General features: G+C 70.9%; 10 protein-coding genes. 7 read left to right on the top strand and 3 right to left on the bottom strand.

The window, feature by feature from the left end; genetic code table 11:
* The first annotated feature begins 24 nt into the window (after nucleotides 1-24).
* Both L942_RS12920 and L942_RS12915 read left to right on the top strand, forming a co-directional pair.
* Nucleotides 25-852 (top strand): M55 family metallopeptidase, encoded by an 828-nt coding sequence (locus L942_RS12920; RefSeq protein WP_037359486.1) that lies wholly within the window; start codon nucleotides 25-27, stop codon nucleotides 850-852.
* A complete protein-coding gene (locus L942_RS12915) occupies nucleotides 845-2,149 on the top strand; it encodes a M20/M25/M40 family metallo-hydrolase (RefSeq protein WP_037359483.1) in 1,305 nt (434 codons plus the stop codon). The genes L942_RS12920 and L942_RS12915 overlap by 8 nt, the downstream gene beginning before the upstream one ends.
* A gap of 4 nt (nucleotides 2,150-2,153) precedes the next feature.
* Here the strand turns inward: L942_RS12915 and L942_RS12910 are convergent, their stop codons facing one another.
* Both L942_RS12910 and L942_RS12905 read right to left on the bottom strand, forming a co-directional pair.
* Nucleotides 2,154-2,789: a class I SAM-dependent methyltransferase gene (locus L942_RS12910; protein ID WP_037359480.1), complete on the bottom strand. Its 636-nt coding sequence runs from the start codon at nucleotides 2,787-2,789 to the stop codon at nucleotides 2,154-2,156.
* Nucleotides 2,786-3,442, bottom strand: coding sequence for a class I SAM-dependent methyltransferase (locus L942_RS12905; protein ID WP_037359478.1), 657 nt, complete (start codon nucleotides 3,440-3,442; stop codon nucleotides 2,786-2,788). Before L942_RS12905 ends, L942_RS12910 begins: the two co-directional genes overlap by 4 nt.
* Before the next feature lie 275 nt (nucleotides 3,443-3,717).
* Between L942_RS12905 and L942_RS12900 the strand changes: the two genes are divergently transcribed.
* The 4 genes from L942_RS12900 to L942_RS12885 all read left to right on the top strand — a co-directional run bounded on the left by L942_RS12900 (nucleotide 3,718) and on the right by L942_RS12885 (nucleotide 13,747).
* Nucleotides 3,718-8,025 (top strand): GH92 family glycosyl hydrolase, encoded by a 4,308-nt coding sequence (locus L942_RS12900; protein WP_037359663.1) that lies wholly within the window; start codon nucleotides 3,718-3,720, stop codon nucleotides 8,023-8,025.
* Between the two features lie 105 nt (nucleotides 8,026-8,130).
* Nucleotides 8,131-8,529: a GNAT family N-acetyltransferase gene (locus L942_RS12895; RefSeq protein ID WP_037359475.1), complete on the top strand. Its 399-nt coding sequence runs from the start codon at nucleotides 8,131-8,133 to the stop codon at nucleotides 8,527-8,529.
* Nucleotides 8,530-8,567: 38 nt separating this feature from the next.
* Nucleotides 8,568-11,666, top strand: a complete 3,099-nt coding sequence (locus tag L942_RS12890; protein ID WP_037359472.1) for a GH92 family glycosyl hydrolase — start codon at nucleotides 8,568-8,570, stop codon at nucleotides 11,664-11,666.
* Entirely contained in the window at nucleotides 11,663-13,747 is a 2,085-nt protein-coding gene (locus tag L942_RS12885) for an FUSC family protein (RefSeq protein ID WP_037359468.1), read from the top strand. Before L942_RS12890 ends, L942_RS12885 begins: the two co-directional genes overlap by 4 nt.
* A gap of 1 nt (nucleotide 13,748) precedes the next feature.
* On the opposite strand, the gene L942_RS12880 is transcribed toward L942_RS12885, so the two are convergent.
* On the bottom strand, nucleotides 13,749-14,696 hold the full coding sequence (locus L942_RS12880) for an aldo/keto reductase (protein WP_037359465.1): 948 nt from the start codon (nucleotides 14,694-14,696) through the stop codon (nucleotides 13,749-13,751).
* A gap of 127 nt (nucleotides 14,697-14,823) precedes the next feature.
* Here L942_RS12880 and L942_RS12875 point away from each other — a divergent pair, with 127 nt between their 5' ends.
* Complete coding sequence (locus L942_RS12875) at nucleotides 14,824-16,629, top strand: protein kinase family protein (RefSeq protein ID WP_037359462.1); 1,806 nt, start codon at nucleotides 14,824-14,826, stop codon at nucleotides 16,627-16,629.
* Nucleotides 16,630-16,647 lie beyond the last annotated feature (18 nt).

The raw sequence follows: 16,647 nt of genomic DNA, 5'->3' as shown, positions 1-16,647 counted from the left end.
GCGCGGATCACTAGAGTGCCCGGCATGCGGATCCTGATCTCGGCCGACATGGAAGGCGCCACGGGAGTCACCTGGACCGACGACGTCGTGCCCGGGAGCCCGCAGTGGCAGCGGTTCCGGCGCCTGTTCACCGGCGACGTCAACGCGGTGCTGGCCGGCTTGTACGCGGCGGGCGCGACCGATGTGCTCGTCAACGAGGCCCATTCGTCGCAGCGCAACCTGCTGCTGGAAGACCTCGACGAACGCGCGCGGATGCTGACCGGGCGGCACAAGCCGCTGTCGATGATGCAGGGCATCGATTCCGGTGTGGACGGTGTGGTGTTCCTCGGCTACCACGCCGGGGCCGGCTTCGACGGCGTCCTGTCGCACACCTACCTGGAAAACCAGATCACCGGCGTGTGGCTGGACGACGTGCCGGCGAGCGAGGGCAGGCTGAACGCGGCGATGGCCGGCGAGTACGGCGTGCCGGTGCTGCTGGTCAGCGGCGACGACCAGACCTGCGACGACGCCCGCGACTACGCGCCGGACGCGGAATTGGTGCAGGTCAAGGAATGCGTGAGCCGGTACGCGGCGATCTGCCTGCCGCCCGCGCGCACCGCGCGGTTGCTGGAAACGGGCGCGCGCGAGGCGATGGCGCGCGCCGGAAGCGTCGAGCGGACGCCGGGGCGGCACCGGATCGAGGTCGAGTTCGACGCGAGCCATCTGGCCCAGGCGACCGCGGTGATCCCGACCGTGGAGCAGACCGGGACGCGCCGGGTCGCGTTCGAGGCGCCGAGCATGACCGAGGCGATGAAGGCGTTCAAGGTGGTCACGGCCATCGCGGCGGGGGCGGTGCAGGGCATTTATGGCTGAGGTCGACGTCGTTTCGCTGTGCGCGGACCTGATCCGGTTCGACACCACCAACTACGGCGGCGGAGAGGCCGCGGGCGAACGGCTCGCCGCCGAGTACGTCGCCGAATTCCTTGACCGGCACGGGGTTTCCGCGCGGATCCTGGAGTCCGAGCCGCAGCGGGCGAACGTGCTCGCGCGGATCCCGGGCGCCGATCCGACGCTGCCCGCGCTCCTCGTGCAGGGGCATCTGGACGTGGTGCCCGCGGCCGCGGCCGATTGGTCTGTACCGCCGTTCTCCGGCGAGGTGCGCGACGGGTTCCTGTGGGGCCGGGGCGCGGTCGACATGAAGGATTTCTGCGCGATGGTGCTGGCCGCCGTCGCGTCCGGGCTGCGGCCGCGGCGGGATCTCGTGCTGGCGTTCGTGGCCGACGAGGAGGACCGCGGCGACTACGGCGCGCACTGGCTGGTCAAGGAGCACGCGCACCTGTTCGAGGGCTGCGCGGCGGCGATCAGCGAGTCCGGCGGGTACAGCTACCACGTGCCCGCCGCGGACGGCCGGAAGGTGCGGTTGTATCCGGTCGCCACCGCCGAGCGCGGGACCGCGCACCTGCGGCTCACCGCGCGCGGGCGGGCCGGGCATGGGTCGCGGCCGAACGCGGAGAACGCGGTCGTGCGGCTGGTCGGAGCGCTGCAGCGGATCGCGGAGCACCGCTGGCCGGTGCAGCTCACGCCGACCGTGCGGGCGTTCCTGAAGCGGACCGGTGCGGCGCTCGGCGTGCCGGTGGACCTGTCGTCGGGCGACGCGGTCGACGCGACCGTGGCGCGGCTGGGTGCGGCCGGATCGCTGGTGGTGCCGACGGTGCGCAACAGCACCACGCCGACGATGCTCGACGCCGGCTACAAGGTGAACGTCATCCCGTCGACCGCCACCGCGCAGGTCGACGTCCGGGTGCTGCCGGGGACCGAAGACGAACTGTTCGCGGTGGTGGATTCGCTGCTGGGCGAGGGGGTCACGCGGGAGTTCGTCGCGCATCAGCCGCCGGTGCAGGCTCCGGTCGACTCGCCGTGGTTCGACGCGATGGCCGGCGCGCTGCGGGCGGAGGACCCGGAAGCGGTCGTGGTGCCGTACTGCATGGGCGGCGGGACGGACGCGAAGGCGTTCAGCCAGCTGGGAATGGCGTGCTACGGCTTCGCTCCCCTGGCGTTGCCGGAAGGCTTCCCGTACCGGGCCATGGCGCACGGCGTGGACGAACGGGTGCCGGTGGACGGACTCCGATTCGGGACGCGCGTGCTGACGCGGTTCCTGGAGTCCTGCTGAGCGGTCAGGCGTCGACGCGCCGGATCGTCGAGAGCCAGGCGGGAAGGCCGTCCGGCGCGAACCTCGCGACGATCCGGCTGTCCCGCATTGTCTCGATCCGCCAACCGGTTTCGGGATGGAACGGTGCTTCGAATTCGGCGCGGGTGACGGGATGCGGCCCGGATTCGGCTCCCGCGTCGCGGAAGCACAGGATGTGCACCATCGCGCCCGGTCCGGTGACGGACGCGAGGCTGGCGACGTAGGCCTGGCGTTCCCGGGCGTCGAAGGTGTGGAACAGGCCGCAGTCGAGGACCGTGTCGAAGGTCCGGTCCAGATCGGACAGCCGGAACGCGTCGCCGACGAAGAACTCGGCCGCCAGACCGCGGTCGCGGGCCTTCTCTTGTGCCTGCGCGACCGCGGTTTCCGCGACGTCGATGCCCACAATGGACAGTCCGGCGGCAGCGAGGTGCAGCGCGTTCTCCCCGGTGCCGCAGCCGGCGTCGAGCACCCTGCCGCGGAACGCGCCCTCGGCGGCGAGTTCGACGATCGCCGGCTGCGGGCGTCCGAGGTCCCACGGCGCCGGACCGTCCTGATAGGACTCGTCCCACGGACGCCCGGCTTCGCGTTCGTGGCTGGTGGCGGGACGGTCCTCGGGGGTCATCGGGTGAACTCCGCCCACCAGCGGCTGTCGTCGCGGACCCGCCGCAGCGAGGTCAGGGCGACCCCGTCGCGGGCGAAGGATTCGACCTCGGCTTTGCTGAGCGGCCACGGCGGACCCTCCCAGGTGTCGAGGTCGATGCTTTCCTCGGCGACCGCGCCGACGACGAGCGTGCCGCCCGGCGCGACGAATCCGGACACCGAGGCGATGGCCGGGTCGTGGACGTCCTTGGGCATCGACTGGACGGTCATGATCTCCACGACCAGGTCGAACGCGTAGTGGAATTCCGCGGGCGGGGTGAGCAGGTCCGCGGTGCGGTAGGAGACGACGGTGTCCGGGAAGCGGTTGAGCACGGCTTTGATCGCGCTGGGCGAGACGTCGAAGGCGGAGGTCTCGTAGCCGGCCGCGGCGAGGAGTTCGGCGTCGTCGGCCATCCCGCAGCCGACGACGAGCGCGCGCCGGCCGTTGCCGGGCCGCTCGGCGACCCACGCGGCGAGTTCCGGCGAGGGCTCGCCGCGGTACCACGGCAGGACGGCCTCGCCCGCTTCCGCCGCGGCGTACAGGGGCTCGAACCACCCGGTGGGGTCGCCGTTGGCGAGCGCGAGTCCGGCCCGGCGGCGGGCGTCCTCGTCGGGGTCGATGGCGTCGTCTGGCATGGACTCCGTTATACCCGCCGGGCCTGGGCTCCGGTGCGTTCGACTGGCCGAGGGTTGGGCGCTCCGGCTCGGAACGCGCCCCTGCGGCATCGAGCGAAGCCGGCCGCGACGGAGCCGCCACCCGGTTGCCGTAGCGGGGCCGCCGAGGGTTGTCCGTTTCCGGTCAGGTTTGCGGAGCGGCCTTGACATCGATGTCACCCGCGAGTTGAGCTTCCGGGGCCCCGGGATTCCTCCGAGCCCCGGGCCCCCGATCCCCTGACGAACTGGGAGCAATGATGCCCCGAAGCGCCAGACCGTTGCACGCCGTGCTCGCCGCGGCGGTGGCGGCGGCGGGCCTGGTCGTCCTGCCCGCCGCGGCCGGTGCCGCGCCGGGCGAGGCCGCCCCGCCGGACTTCGTTTCGTCGTTCGAGCCGAACGACCCGCAACCGATCCAGGACGCCGTCGACACCGATGCCGCCGGGAAGCCGCGCGCTTCGGGAGTCAACGGCGCGAACGGGACCACCATCCCCGGCGACATCCGGGGCAAGATCACCGACATCACCGCGACCAGCGAGAACACCGGCGGCGGCGAGGTCGCCGCGAACCTGGTCGACGGCAGCACCGCCACGAAGTGGCTCTCGTGGGATCCGACCGCGTCGGTGACGTTCACGCTCTCCGCGCCCACCTCGATCACGCACTACGCGGTCAGTTCGGCCAACGACTTCCCCGGCCGGGACCCGCGGGACTGGACGCTGCAGGGCTCGAACGACGCGCAGCAGTGGACGGATCTGGACAAGCAGTCCGGGCAGTCGTTCGCCAACCGCTTCCAGCAGAACGACTACAAGCTGACCGCGCCGAGCGCCGCCTACACGTATTACCGGCTGAACGTCACGCGCAACAACGGCGACGACATCATGCAGATGTCCGAGCTGCTGCTGGCCAACGACGATCCGGCTCCGCCGCCGCTGCCGAACATGCGAAGCGTCGTCGACTCCGGCCCGACGTCGGGCTACACCAACAAGAACCGCGTCGGGTTCACCGGGAAGAAGGCGTTCCGGTACTCCGGCAGCCAGCCCAGCGCCGGACACGGCTACTCCTACAACAAGATCTACGACGTCGACCTCCCGGTGACCGGGACGACCGAGCTGTCGTACAAGGTGCAGCCGCAGTTCGTCGAGGGCGACCTGAAGTACCCGAGCACGAACGTCGCGGTCGACCTGGACTTCACCGACGGCACGCACCTGCGCGATCTCGGCGCGACCGACCAGTACGGGTTCCCGCTGACGCCGGAGGGCCAGGGCGCGAGCAAGGTCCTCTACGCCAACCAGTGGAACCTCGTGCGCTCGGCGATCGGGCGGGTCGCCGCGGGCAAGACGATCGACCGGATCGCGATCGGCTACGACAACCCGAACGGCCCGGCGCAGTTCGCCGGCTGGCTGGACGATCTGAAGATCTCCGCGACGCCGACGCCGCCGGCCAGCACCCGGCCCAGCGACAACGTGCTCACCACGCGCGGCACCATGGCGAACGGCACGTTCTCGCGCGGCAACAACTTCCCGGCGACCGCGGTGCCGCACGGGTTCAACTTCTGGACGCCGGTGACCGACGCGGGGTCGGCGAGCTGGCTGTACAACTACCACTCGCAGAACAACGCGGACAATCTTCCCGCATTGCAGGCGTTCAGCGTGAGCCACGAGCCGAGCCCGTGGATGGGCGACCGGCAGAGCTTCCAGGTGATGCCGTCAGCCGCCAGCGGGGTGCCGGACGCGAACCGCGACAAGCGGGCGCTGCCGTTCACGCACGACAACGAGGTCGCGCGGGCGCACTACTACGGCGTCACGTTCCAGAACGGGATCAAGACCGAGATCGCGCCGACCGACCACGCGGCGATGATGCGGTTCTCCTTCCCGGGCGCTGATTCGAGCCTGATCTTCGACAACGTCAACAACTCCGGCGGGCTCACGCTCGACCCGGCGCACGGCACGCTGAGCGGGTACTCCGACGCCAAGAGCGGCCTGTCCGCGGGCGCCGGGCGGATGTTCGTGTACGCGACGTTCGACAAGCCCGTCACCGCCGGCGGCAAGCTGACCGGGCAGAACCGGGACAACGTGACCGGTTACCTCCGGTTCGACGCGGGCGCGGACAAGACCGTGACGATGCGGATCGCGACGTCGCTGATCAGCGTGGACCAGGCGAAGAAGAACCTGGAGCAGGAGATCGCCCCGAACGCCGGGTTCGACCAGGTGCGGGACGCGGCGCAGCAGGCGTGGGACAAGCAGCTCGGCGTGATCGAGGTCGAGGGCGCGTCGAAGGACCAGCTGGAGACGCTGTACTCCAACCTGTACCGGCTGTTCCTGTACCCGAACGAGGGTTTCGAGAACGTCGGCACGAAGGAAGCGCCGAAGTACCAGTACGCCAGCCCGGTGTCGCCGAAGACCGGCGCCGACACCGCGACGCGGACCGGGTCGAAGATCGTCGACGGCCAGACCTACGTCAACAACGGGTTCTGGGACACCTACCGCACCACCTGGCCGGCGTATTCGCTGCTCACGCCGGACATGGCGGGCAAGATGGCGGACGGGTTCGTGCAGCAGTACCGCGACGGCGGCTGGATCGCGCGCTGGTCCTCCCCCGGTTACGCGGACCTGATGACCGGCACCAGCTCCGACGTCGCGTTCGCCGACGCGTACCAGAAAGGCGTCACGAACTTCGACGTCAAGTCGGCCTACGACGCGGCGCTCAAGAACGCGACGGTGACGCCGCCGAACTCGGCGGTCGGCCGCAAGGGTCTGGACCAGTCGATTTTCCTCGGCTACACGCCGAATTCGACCGGCGAGGGCTTCTCGTGGGCGATCGAGGGCTACGTCAACGACTTCGGCATCGCGAACATGTCGAAGAAGCTCTACGACACGGCCGCGGCGAACGATCCGCGCAAGGCGGAGTACCTGGAGAACTACCAGTACTTCACGAGCCGGGCGCAGCAGTACGTGAACCTGTTCGACCCGAGCGCCGGGTTCTTCCAGGGCAAGGACGCGAGCGGGAGGTTCACGAAGGACAAGGCGTCCTACGACCCGCGGGTGTGGGGCGGGGACTACACCGAGACCGACGGCTGGAACATGGCCTTCACCGTGCCGCAGGACGGGCAGGGGCTGGCGGATCTCTACGGCGGCAAGGACAAGCTGGGCGCCAAGCTCGACGCGTTCTTCGCCGACCAGGAGACCGCGAACTACCCGGGCAGCTACGGCGGCACGATCCACGAGATGCGGGAGGCGCGGGACGTGCGGATGGGCCAGTACGGCCACTCCAACCAGCCTTCGCACCACATCCTCTACATGTACGACTACGCGGGCCAGCCGGCGAAGACGCAGGCGAAGGTGCGCGAAGCGGTGTCGCGGCTGTACACCGGCAGCGAACTGGGCCAGGGCTATCCGGGCGACGAGGACAACGGCGAGATGTCCGCGTGGTACGTGTTCAGCTCGCTGGGCTTCTACCCGCTGCAGATGGGCAGCCCGAACTACGCGATCGGGTCGCCGCTGTTCACGAAGGCGACCGTGCACCTGCCCGGCGGGGACCTGGTGATCAACGCGCCGAAGAACTCGGCGAAGAACGTCTACGTGCAGGGCCTGAAGGTCAACGGGAAGAACTGGACGTCGACGTCGCTGCCGCACGACGTGCTCGCCCACGGCGCCACGCTCGATTTCGACATGGGCCCGAACCCGTCGGCGTGGGGCACCGGCCCGGACGACGCGCCGAAGTCGATCACCACGGGCGACGCGGCGCCGACGCCGCTGCACGACGAGACCGGGCCGGGGCTGGGCACGCTGTCCACTTCGGACGGTTCGGACGCGTCGGCGTTGCTGGACAACACCTCGCGCACGCAGGCGAAGGTGACCGGTGCGGTGCAGTACCAGCTGAAGTCGACGGACGAGGCGGTCACGCACTACACGCTCACTTCCGGCACCGGAGCGGGCGACGCGAAGAGCTGGACGCTGAAGGGTTCGTATGACGGGAAGAACTGGACGGTCGCCGATCAGCAGACCGACCAGACCTTCCCGTGGCGGCAGCAGACCCGGGCGTTCGCGGTGAAGAACCCGGCGCACTACGCCTACTACCGGCTGGAGATCACCGCGACCACCGGCGGCCCGGCGACCCTGTCGGAGCTCGAGCTGCTGGGCCGTCCGGACGCGTCGTGCACGAAGACGCTGACCGGTGTGCAGAACGGTCCGCTGACCGTGTCGAGCGGGGTGGTCTGCCTGAACGGCGCGACGGTGTCGGGTCCGGTGAACGTGGCGCGCGGCGCTTCGCTGATCGTGCGCGGCGGCCAGATCACCGGCCCGGTCGCGGCGGCGGGTGCGGCACAGGTGGTGCTGAACCGGACGAAGGTGGCCGGCCCGGTGTCGATCACCGGCAGCACCGGTCCGGTGTCGATCGAGCTGACCGACATCTCCGGCCCGGTGAACCTGACCGGCAACCAGGGGCCGCTGATCACGAGCAGCACCGTGGGCGGGCCGCTGGCCTGCACGGGCAACTCCCCCGCCCCGACCGATCACGACCTCGCCAACACCGTCCGCGGTCCGTCCGCCGGGCAGTGCGCGCAGCTCTGATCGATTGTCCGTGAAGGGCTCCTTGAGGGAATCAGATTCCCTCAAGGAGCCCTTCACGGCTTTATTGGGTCGCTCGCGGGTGCGGTCCCGTGAGAGCGTCGGGCGATGAAGATCAACTACGCCTGGCGCGCCGACCTCACCGACGCGCAGCTCGTCGCCCTCACCGAAGCGCACGGCGGGAACGCGGAACCCGGCTGGTGGGACCGGGCGCGGCGGCACAGCCTCGGCTGGGTCAGCGCGCACGACGGCGACGCGCTGGTCGGGTTCGCGAACGTGGCGTGGGACGGCGCGGACCACGCGTTCCTGCTCGACCCGAAGGTGCACGCGGACTGGCAGCACCGCGGCATCGGCGCCGAACTCGTCCGCCGCGCGCGGGACGCCGCCCGGGACGCGGGCTGCGAGTGGCTGCACGTGGACTTCGAACCGCGCCTGCGCCCGTTCTACTTCGACGCCTGCGGGTTCGCCTCCACCGACGCGGGGTTGATCCGGCTCACCGCGAGCTGATCCGGCACGGCCGGTGCGGGAGCGATTACCGTGGGGGCGTGACCACGGCTGCGTTCTTCTCCTCGTTCGAAGCGGGCGATCCGCAGCCGGTCGCCTCTGGAGTGCGGGTGGACAGCGGGCCGCGCCGGTCGCCGACCGCGAAGACCGGCGTCGGGTTCACCGGGGCGAAGGCCTTGCGCTACCGGGCCGGGCCGCCGGTCGTGCTGTTCGAGGTGGACATTCCGGTCACTGACCACAGTGCACTGTCGTATGTGGTCTTCCCGGCGTCGGACGGTCCGTTGCCGAGCTACCGCAGCACGCGCGTCGCGCTCGACGTCGAGTTCGCCGACGGTAGCCGCGCCGCGTTCTCCCCGGATCCGGAGACGCTCTACGTCGACCAATGGAACCTGGTGCGCCGTCCGCTGAAAGCGTTCGAGGGACGGCGGGTGCGGAAGATCCTGCTGGTGACCGCGTTCGACGGCGACGGGACGGGCTGGCTGGACGACGTCCGGATCGCCGAGCATCCGCCGGAGCGCAAGGACCCCGTCGACTGGGTCCGGACGACTCGCGGCACGCATTCCAGCGCCGAGTTCTCGCGCGGCAACACCTTCCCGGCCACCGCGGTGCCGCACGGGTTCAACTTCTGGACCCCGGTCACCGACGCGCGAGCGCTGAACTGGTTCTACTCCTACCACCGGCACAACGACGCCCGGAACGAACCGCGGCTGCAGGCGTTCGGGCTCAGCCACCAGCCGAGCCCGTGGATGGGCGACCGGCACACCTTCCACCTGATGCCCGGCACCGGTCCGGTCGAGTCCGATCGCGTGCGGCGTTCGCTGGAGTTCAGCCACGACGACGAGACCGACCGGCCGCACCATTACCGCGTCCGGTTTCGCGGCGGGATCACCGCCGAGGTCGCGCCGGCCGAGCACGCGGCGATGGTCCGGTTCGCGTTCCCGCCGGGCCGCGGCTGGGTGCTGTTCGACAACGCCCGCAACCGCGGCGGTGTCCGGATCGACGCCGAGCGCGGGATCGTCACCGGGCACACGTGGGTGCGCAGCGGGCTGTCGGCCGGTGCGCGGCGGATGTTCGTCTACGCCGAGGCGGACCAGCGGCCGTCCGGCGGCGGACGGATCCGGCGGCCGTTCTGGCGGACGGTGACCGGGCGCCTGGAGTTCGCCGCGCCCGAGGTCACGCTGCGGATCGCGACGTCGCTGATCAGCCTCGCACAGGCGAAACGCAACCTGGCGCTGGAAATCCCGGCGGGCACGACGTTCGACCGGGTCCGGCAGCGGGCGCGGGAACGCTGGCAGGAGGTGCTCGGCCGGGTCGAACTGGAGGGCGCGTCCGAGGACGAGCTGACCACCTTCTACTCGTGCCTCTACCGGCTGTTCCTGTACCCGAACGTCGCACACGAGAACACGCCGCGCGGCATCCGGCACGCGAGCCCGGTCGTGCGGAGTCTCCGGCCGAGCACCCGGCGGCGCACCGGCGCGAAAGTCGTGGACGGCGAGTTGTACGTCAACAACGGCTTCTGGGACACCTACCGCACCGCATGGCCCGCGTACGCGCTGCTCGCGCCGCGCCAGTGCGGCCGGATGATCGACGGTTTCGTGCAGCAGTACCGCGAAGGCGGCTGGATCGCCCGCTGGTCCTCCCCCGGCTACGCCGACCTGATGACCGGCACCAGCTCCGACGTCGCGTTCGCCGACGCGTACCTGAAGGGCGTCACGAACTTCGACGTCGAGGCCGCCTACGACGCCGCGCTCAAGAACGCCACCGTCACGCCGCCGCGCAAGGGCGTGGGCCGCAAGGGACTCGACCGGTCCGCGTTCCTCGGCTACACGCCGACCTCGACGCGCGGCGGCCTGTCCTGGGCGCTCGAAGGCTGCCTCAACGACTTCGGTCTCGCCAACCTGTCCGACGCGCTCGCCCGGGAAAGCAGCGGCGCGCGAGCCCGCCGGTTCGCCGACAACGCCGTCTACTTCCGCCAGCGCGCCCAGCACTACGCCCACCACTTCGACGCGCGGATCGGCTTCTTCCAGGGCCGCACCCTCGACGGCGGCTGGCGGCGTCCCGCCGCCGGATTCGACCCGACCGAGTGGGGCCCGGATTACGTCGAGACCAACGCCTGGAACACGGCGTTCTCCGTGCCGCACGACGGTCCCGGTCTCGCCGCGCTGCACGGCGGACCGGCGGGTCTCGAGGCGAAGCTCGACGAGTTCTTCCGGCTCCCGGAGACCGGCCACGGCGGCCGGATCCACGAGATGACCGAGGCCAGGGACGTGCGGATGGGCCAGTACGGGCATTCCAACCAGCCCTCGCACCACATCCCGTTCGTCTACGCGTTCGCCGGGGCGCAGGCGAAACTCCAGCGGACCGTCCGCGAGGTGCTGCGCCGGCTGTACCTCGGCGGCGAACTCGGCCAGGGCTACCCCGGGGACGAGGACAACGGGGAAATGTCGGCCTGGTATGTCTTCACCGCCCTCGGTCTCTACCCGCTGACCGTCGGCAGCCCGCGGTACGCGATGTGCGCGCCGCTGTTCCGCTCCGCCACCGTGCACCTCGAGAACGGAAAGGACCTGGTGATCCGAGCACCCCGCGCCGCGACCGCCGACAGCGCGACCGACACGCCGTACGTGCACGGGCTGACAGTCGACGGCGAACCGCACCCTTCGGCCACGCTCGCGCACGCGGTCCTGGCCCGCGGCGCCGTGCTGGAGTTCGACGTCCGCGCCGAACCCGGCGACTGGGGCGCCCAACCGGTCACCCCGGTCGCCCCCGCGCCGCTGAAAGACCTCGCCGGCACCGGCATCGCCGCGCTGACGGACAACACCAGCCGCACCCAAGCCGTCTTCCGCACGCCAACGCCGACCATCGCCTTCACCGCCGACGGCGAGCCGCGTGAAGTCGTCCTCTACACGCTGACCTCCGGCAGCCGCGAAGGCGATCCGCGGGACTGGGTGCTCGAGGGATCCGACGACGGCCGGCAGTGGCGGACCCTGGACGAACGCTCCGGCGAGGTGTTCCGCTGGCGGCGCCAGACCCGGCCGTTCGTGCTCGCCGAACCCGCCGCCTGCCGGCACTACCGGCTGCGGGTCCGCGCCTCGACCCGGCGGCGCGTCGCCCTCGCCCAGTGGGAGCTGCTGGCCCGATGATCACCGATGTGCGCAACGCCTTCCTGGACCGGCTGGCGGCAGCCGACCCCGGTCTCGTCCGGCTGCGGCTCGCCGCGTCGGCGGTGCTCGGCATCGTGCTCGCGGTCCTCGCGCTGCAGCCGCTGCATTTCCCGCTCACCACCACGCTCGTCGCGGCGATCGCGGCGATGATGAGCGCGTTCACCGTCAACGACGCGACCAGCGGCGGCCAGGCCGTCACACTGCTCCTCGCCCTGGTGGTGGGGACCGCGTCGATTACCGCCGCCTGTTTCGGCTCCGCCTACGCGCCGCTCGACAGCGTCGTGTTTGTGCTGCTGATCTTCGTCGCGGTGTACGTCCAGCGGTTCGGCCCGCGCGGCACCGCGCTCGGGTCGATGGCGTTCTTCCTGTTCTTCTTCCCGATGTTCCTGCAAGCGCACCTCGCGCAGGTGCCGCATCTGCTGATCGCGCTGGCGATCGGCGTCGCGGCGAACGCGGTCGTGCGGTTCCTTCTGCTGCGCCGCAACGCCGAAAGCGAGCTGATCCGCTACCGGCAGGCGTTCCGGGCCCGGCTCGGCGCGGCGGTGCGGGCCAGCGAGGCCTACATCTCGTCCGGCGGTTCGGACCGCAGCAACCGGCAGATCCGCACCGCGGTGGAGCGGCTGCACGAGGTGGTCCTGCTGATCGAGGACCACGCCCCGGACGTGGTCGACGACCGCCGCGCCGACCAGCTGCGCCGCCGGGTGATCGAGGTGGAGCTGGCCGTGCAGTGGCTGGTGATCACCGTCCGGCGGACGTGCTCGCGGCCGCTGCCCGAGGGCGTCGCCGACGATCTGGTGGCCCGGCTGGCGCGGTTCCGGTCGCTGATGGAGCGCGACCCGCGCGACCTGCCCCTGATCAGCCAGACCGGCGAGTACAGCCGGATGCTCGTCGAAGGCAGCCGGATCGACGAACGCGCCCACCCCGGCGACGGGGTCCGCCGCGCGATCGCCGAACTGGCCGTCGCGGACGACCGGGCGCAGCGGATCGCGAACCGCCAGGCGGGAGCGGAGCTGCCGGCCGAAGAGGACGAGGAAGACGAACCGACCAAGGCGTTCGCCTACGACAACCAGACGCGCGGCGCGATCCAGGCCGTGCTCGGCGGCGGGCTCGCCGTGCTGGCCGGGCAGCTGATCTCGCCGCAGCGCTGGTACTGGGCGGTGCTGACGGTGTTCGTCGTGTTCATCGGCACGTCCAGCGCGGGCGCGCGGTTCGTGAAGGGCATGCGCCGCACCGGCGGGACCCTGCTGGGCATCGTCGGCGGCGTCGCGCTGGCGCTCCTGGTCAGCGGCAACACCCCGGCGATCCTCGCGCTGCTGCTGGTCTGCGTGTTCGGCATGGTCTACACCGCGCGGGTTTCGCAGTTCCTGATGGCCTTTTTCGTGACCAGCATGCTGGGATTGCTCTACAGCCTGCTCGGCACGTTCAGCATCGAGGTGCTGTGGATCCGGGTCGCCGAGACCGCGGTCGGCGCGGCGTGCGGCCTGCTCGCCGCCGTCGTGGTGCTGCCGGTCCGCACGCGCGCGGTGATGCTCGACGACATCGCGGTCGCGCTCGACGAACTGCACGAGTTCGTGGAGTCGGCCGCGAAGCTGCTGTCCGGCCGCGAGAACGTGAACATCATCGAGATGTCCCGCGACCTCGACCGCGCGGTCGAGCAGGTGCGGCTGACCATCGAACCGCTCACCCACCCGATCAACCTGCGCAGCGCCCGCCGCGACTACGGCTGGCACGTCCTGACCACGTTGGAGGGCATCGCCTTCCGCGCCCGGCACGTGGCCGCCCGCGCCCAGCCCGGCCAGCTCGCCGGACCGGTATCCGAGCGGCTGGACCAGTTCGCCGGCCGGATCATCGCGAACGTCGACCTCGTGCACGAGGCGGTCAGCAACCCGGGCACGCGCACGCGCAAACTCGTCCGCGACGACGGGACGCCGGTCGCCGACCGGATCGACGAGGCCGAGACCCGCGCCGTGCTGTCCAGCCTGAGCCACCTCGACGAGGGCCTCATCGCGCTCGGCCGCGTGCTGGGCGTCGGCGCGCAGGACCCGCCGCGGCACAGCTGACCTACGCGGACGCGGCGTCGAGTACGCGCAGCTCGTCGTCGCTCAGCTCCACGTCGTGCAGCGCGACCAGCGCAGGCACCTGCTCGACGGTGCGCGCGGACGCGATCGGCGCGGTCACCGTCGGCTGCTGCGCGAGCCAGGCCAGCGCGACAGTCGCCATCTCCGCACCGCGCGCCTTCGCGACCTCCTCCAGCGCCGCGAGCACCTTCACGCCGCGCTCGGTGTCCGCGTACCCGCCCGCGAGCCCGGGCAGGTTGCGGATGCTGTCCACCTGCTGGCCAGGACGGTACTTGCCGGTCAGGAACCCGGAGGCGAGACCGAAATACGGCACGCACGCCAGCCCGTGCCGCTGCACGATCCCCCGCCGCTCGCTCTCGTACTCCCGCTCGACCAGGTTGTACTTCGGCTGCAGCGCGACGTATTTAGCCAGCCCCTCTCGATCGGAGAACTCCAGCGACGCGGCCAGCCGCTGCGGGCTGATGTTCGACGCCCCGATCGCCCGCACCTTGCCTTCCCGCACCAGCTCGTCCAGCGCGGCGACGATGTCCTCGACCGGGACCGACTCGTCGTCGAAATGCGTGTAGCACAGATCGATCCGCTCGATCCCCAGCCGTCGCAACGATTCCTCGGCCGCGGCCTTGAAGTTCGCCGGCGCGAGCCCCTTGAACCGCGGGTGGTCGCCGACCTTCGTGGCCACGACCACCTCGTCCCGGTTCCCGCGCGCGGCGAGCCACTTGCCGATGATGCGCTCGGACTGCCCGGCTTCGTTGCCCGGGAAGTGGTACATGTACGAATCCGACGTGTCGAGGAAGTTGCCGCCCGCCTCGGCATAGGCGTCCAGCACCGCGAACAACGCCGGTTCGTCGGCCGTCCAGCCGAACACGTTCCCGCCGAGGCACAACGGGGAGACGGACAGTTCGGAAGAGCCCAGCAGGCGAAGTGCGACCATGATCGCATTCAAGCACTGCCCGGCGCCGCGATGCCCGCGCCGACGAGAGATTCTGCCCGCTCGTACCTTTTCCGGCCGCACCCCTGGCAGGATCTTCCTTCTCGGACAGCTACTGGGGAGGCAGCTGATGAGAAGACCCGCGGTCGGCGACCCGCTGTGGATCGGGCAGTACCGGGTGCTCGCGGAACTGAGCCGGGGCGAGACGACCCGGGTGCTGCTCGGCAGCGGACCCGGCGACCGCCTGGTCGCGCTCACGCTCCCGCTCTCGGCCGAGAACGCCGGATTCCGCGCCGAGACCGCCGCCTTGAGCGCGGTGCTCGAAGCCGACCCGGACGCGTCCACACCGTGGCGTGCTTCGGAATTCCAGCCCGGGCCCACACTGCACGAGGTGTCCGCCCCGCTCCCCGAACCGGCGAGGCTTCGACTGGCCGCCGGAATCTCGGCCGACTTGACCCAGCTCCACAGCGCCGGCGTGGCTCACGGCAACCTGGACGCCTCCCACGTCCGGCTCACCAGCAGTCGAGCAAGGCTCGTCGCCCGCGCGACCGGCACTGCCCCGGCCGACGACCTGCTCGCGCTCGGCACGCTTCTCGCCGGGGAGACCTCGCTGCCCGAGGCACTCCGCCGATGCCTCGCGGAAAACCCGGCAGACCGGCCCACCGCCGCGGAACTCGTCGAAGCACTCGGCCCAGCCGCGGCACCGTGGCCGCCCTCTGTCGACAAGCTCATCGCGGAACACACCGCCGAAACCGCCCAGTTCCTCGACAACCAGCCGGTAACGCCGGACCAGACCGATCCGGTGATCTACCAGGTCTCCGACGCACCAACCGCCTCGCCACGCAGCCCGATCTCGCGTCGGCGGGTCCTGATCGGCGCGCTCGCCCTCGTGATCGCCGGACTCGCCGCCTGGCTCGCCTGGCCGAACTCTCCCGCGCCGGACGCCCTGCCGCCCGCACCGCAGCCGCCGCTCGTCGAATCCGGATTCCTCGTCGCCCACGGGCACCCGGAGGGTCTTCAATTCAGCCACGACGGCCGCCTGCTCGCCACCCTGAACGCCGACTTCACCATCGACGTCCTCGACGTCGGCACGCGCAAACCGGCCGGCCCGCGCCTCGGCCCCTTCCCCCGGGCCCGCCCAGCCGGCCTGACGTTCCGCCCCGACGGCAGCGCCTTGGTGGTCGCATGGATCGACTCCAAGCAGTTCACGGCCCAAACCTGGGACCCGCGAACCGGCCAGGAAATCGGCGCACCCCTCGTGCTCGACGACATCGACTTCGACAGCACCTGGGCCACGCTCAGCCCCGACGGAACCATCGCGGTGGTACCGATGGCCTCCCCGCGCAGACTGGAACTGTGGCGGGTCGCCGACCGTACCCGCGTCGGCAGCATCGAAACGCCGGCCGCCTTCCGGGGTTCGCAGTTCAGCCCGGACGGACACACGCTCGCCGTCTACCAATGGGACGGCCACTCCGCCCACACCAGCCAGGTCGCCCTGTGGGACGCGGCTTCGCTCAAGCCGATGGGCGGCCCCGTCGTCTGGGGCGACGACGAGCAGATCAGCTCCTTCTCTTTCACCCCGGACAGCCGGACGCTGATCACCACCTCCGGCGGCGACGCCCGCAAACCAGTCAAGGTGCAACAGTGGGATGCCGCTACCCGGAAGGAACTCCGGCCGCGCTTTTTCCTGCCGCCAGCGCAGTTCGACGCGCAACCCAGCGACGCCCTGTACACGATGGCCATTGCCGGGCTGGACGACCAGCACCTTCTCGCGCTCTCGGCGGGCAGGCTCGCGGTCGTCGGCCTCGACGGGAAACAGCAGGGCGCGGGCCTGCCCGGAATCGCCTCGCTCGCCGTCAGCCCGGACCGCGGGACCGTCGCCACCGCCTCCGCCTCGTCTGCGGAAACCACCATCCACCTGTGGCGCAAACCCTGACCCGCGTCGCGGGCCGCC

The sequence above is a fragment of the Amycolatopsis orientalis DSM 43388 genome, from assembly GCF_000411975.1.
Classification (GTDB): domain Bacteria; phylum Actinomycetota; class Actinomycetes; order Mycobacteriales; family Pseudonocardiaceae; genus Amycolatopsis; species Amycolatopsis orientalis_D.
The sequence above is the reverse complement of the archived record's forward strand: the minus strand, read 5'-3'. Positions and strand labels throughout refer to the sequence as shown.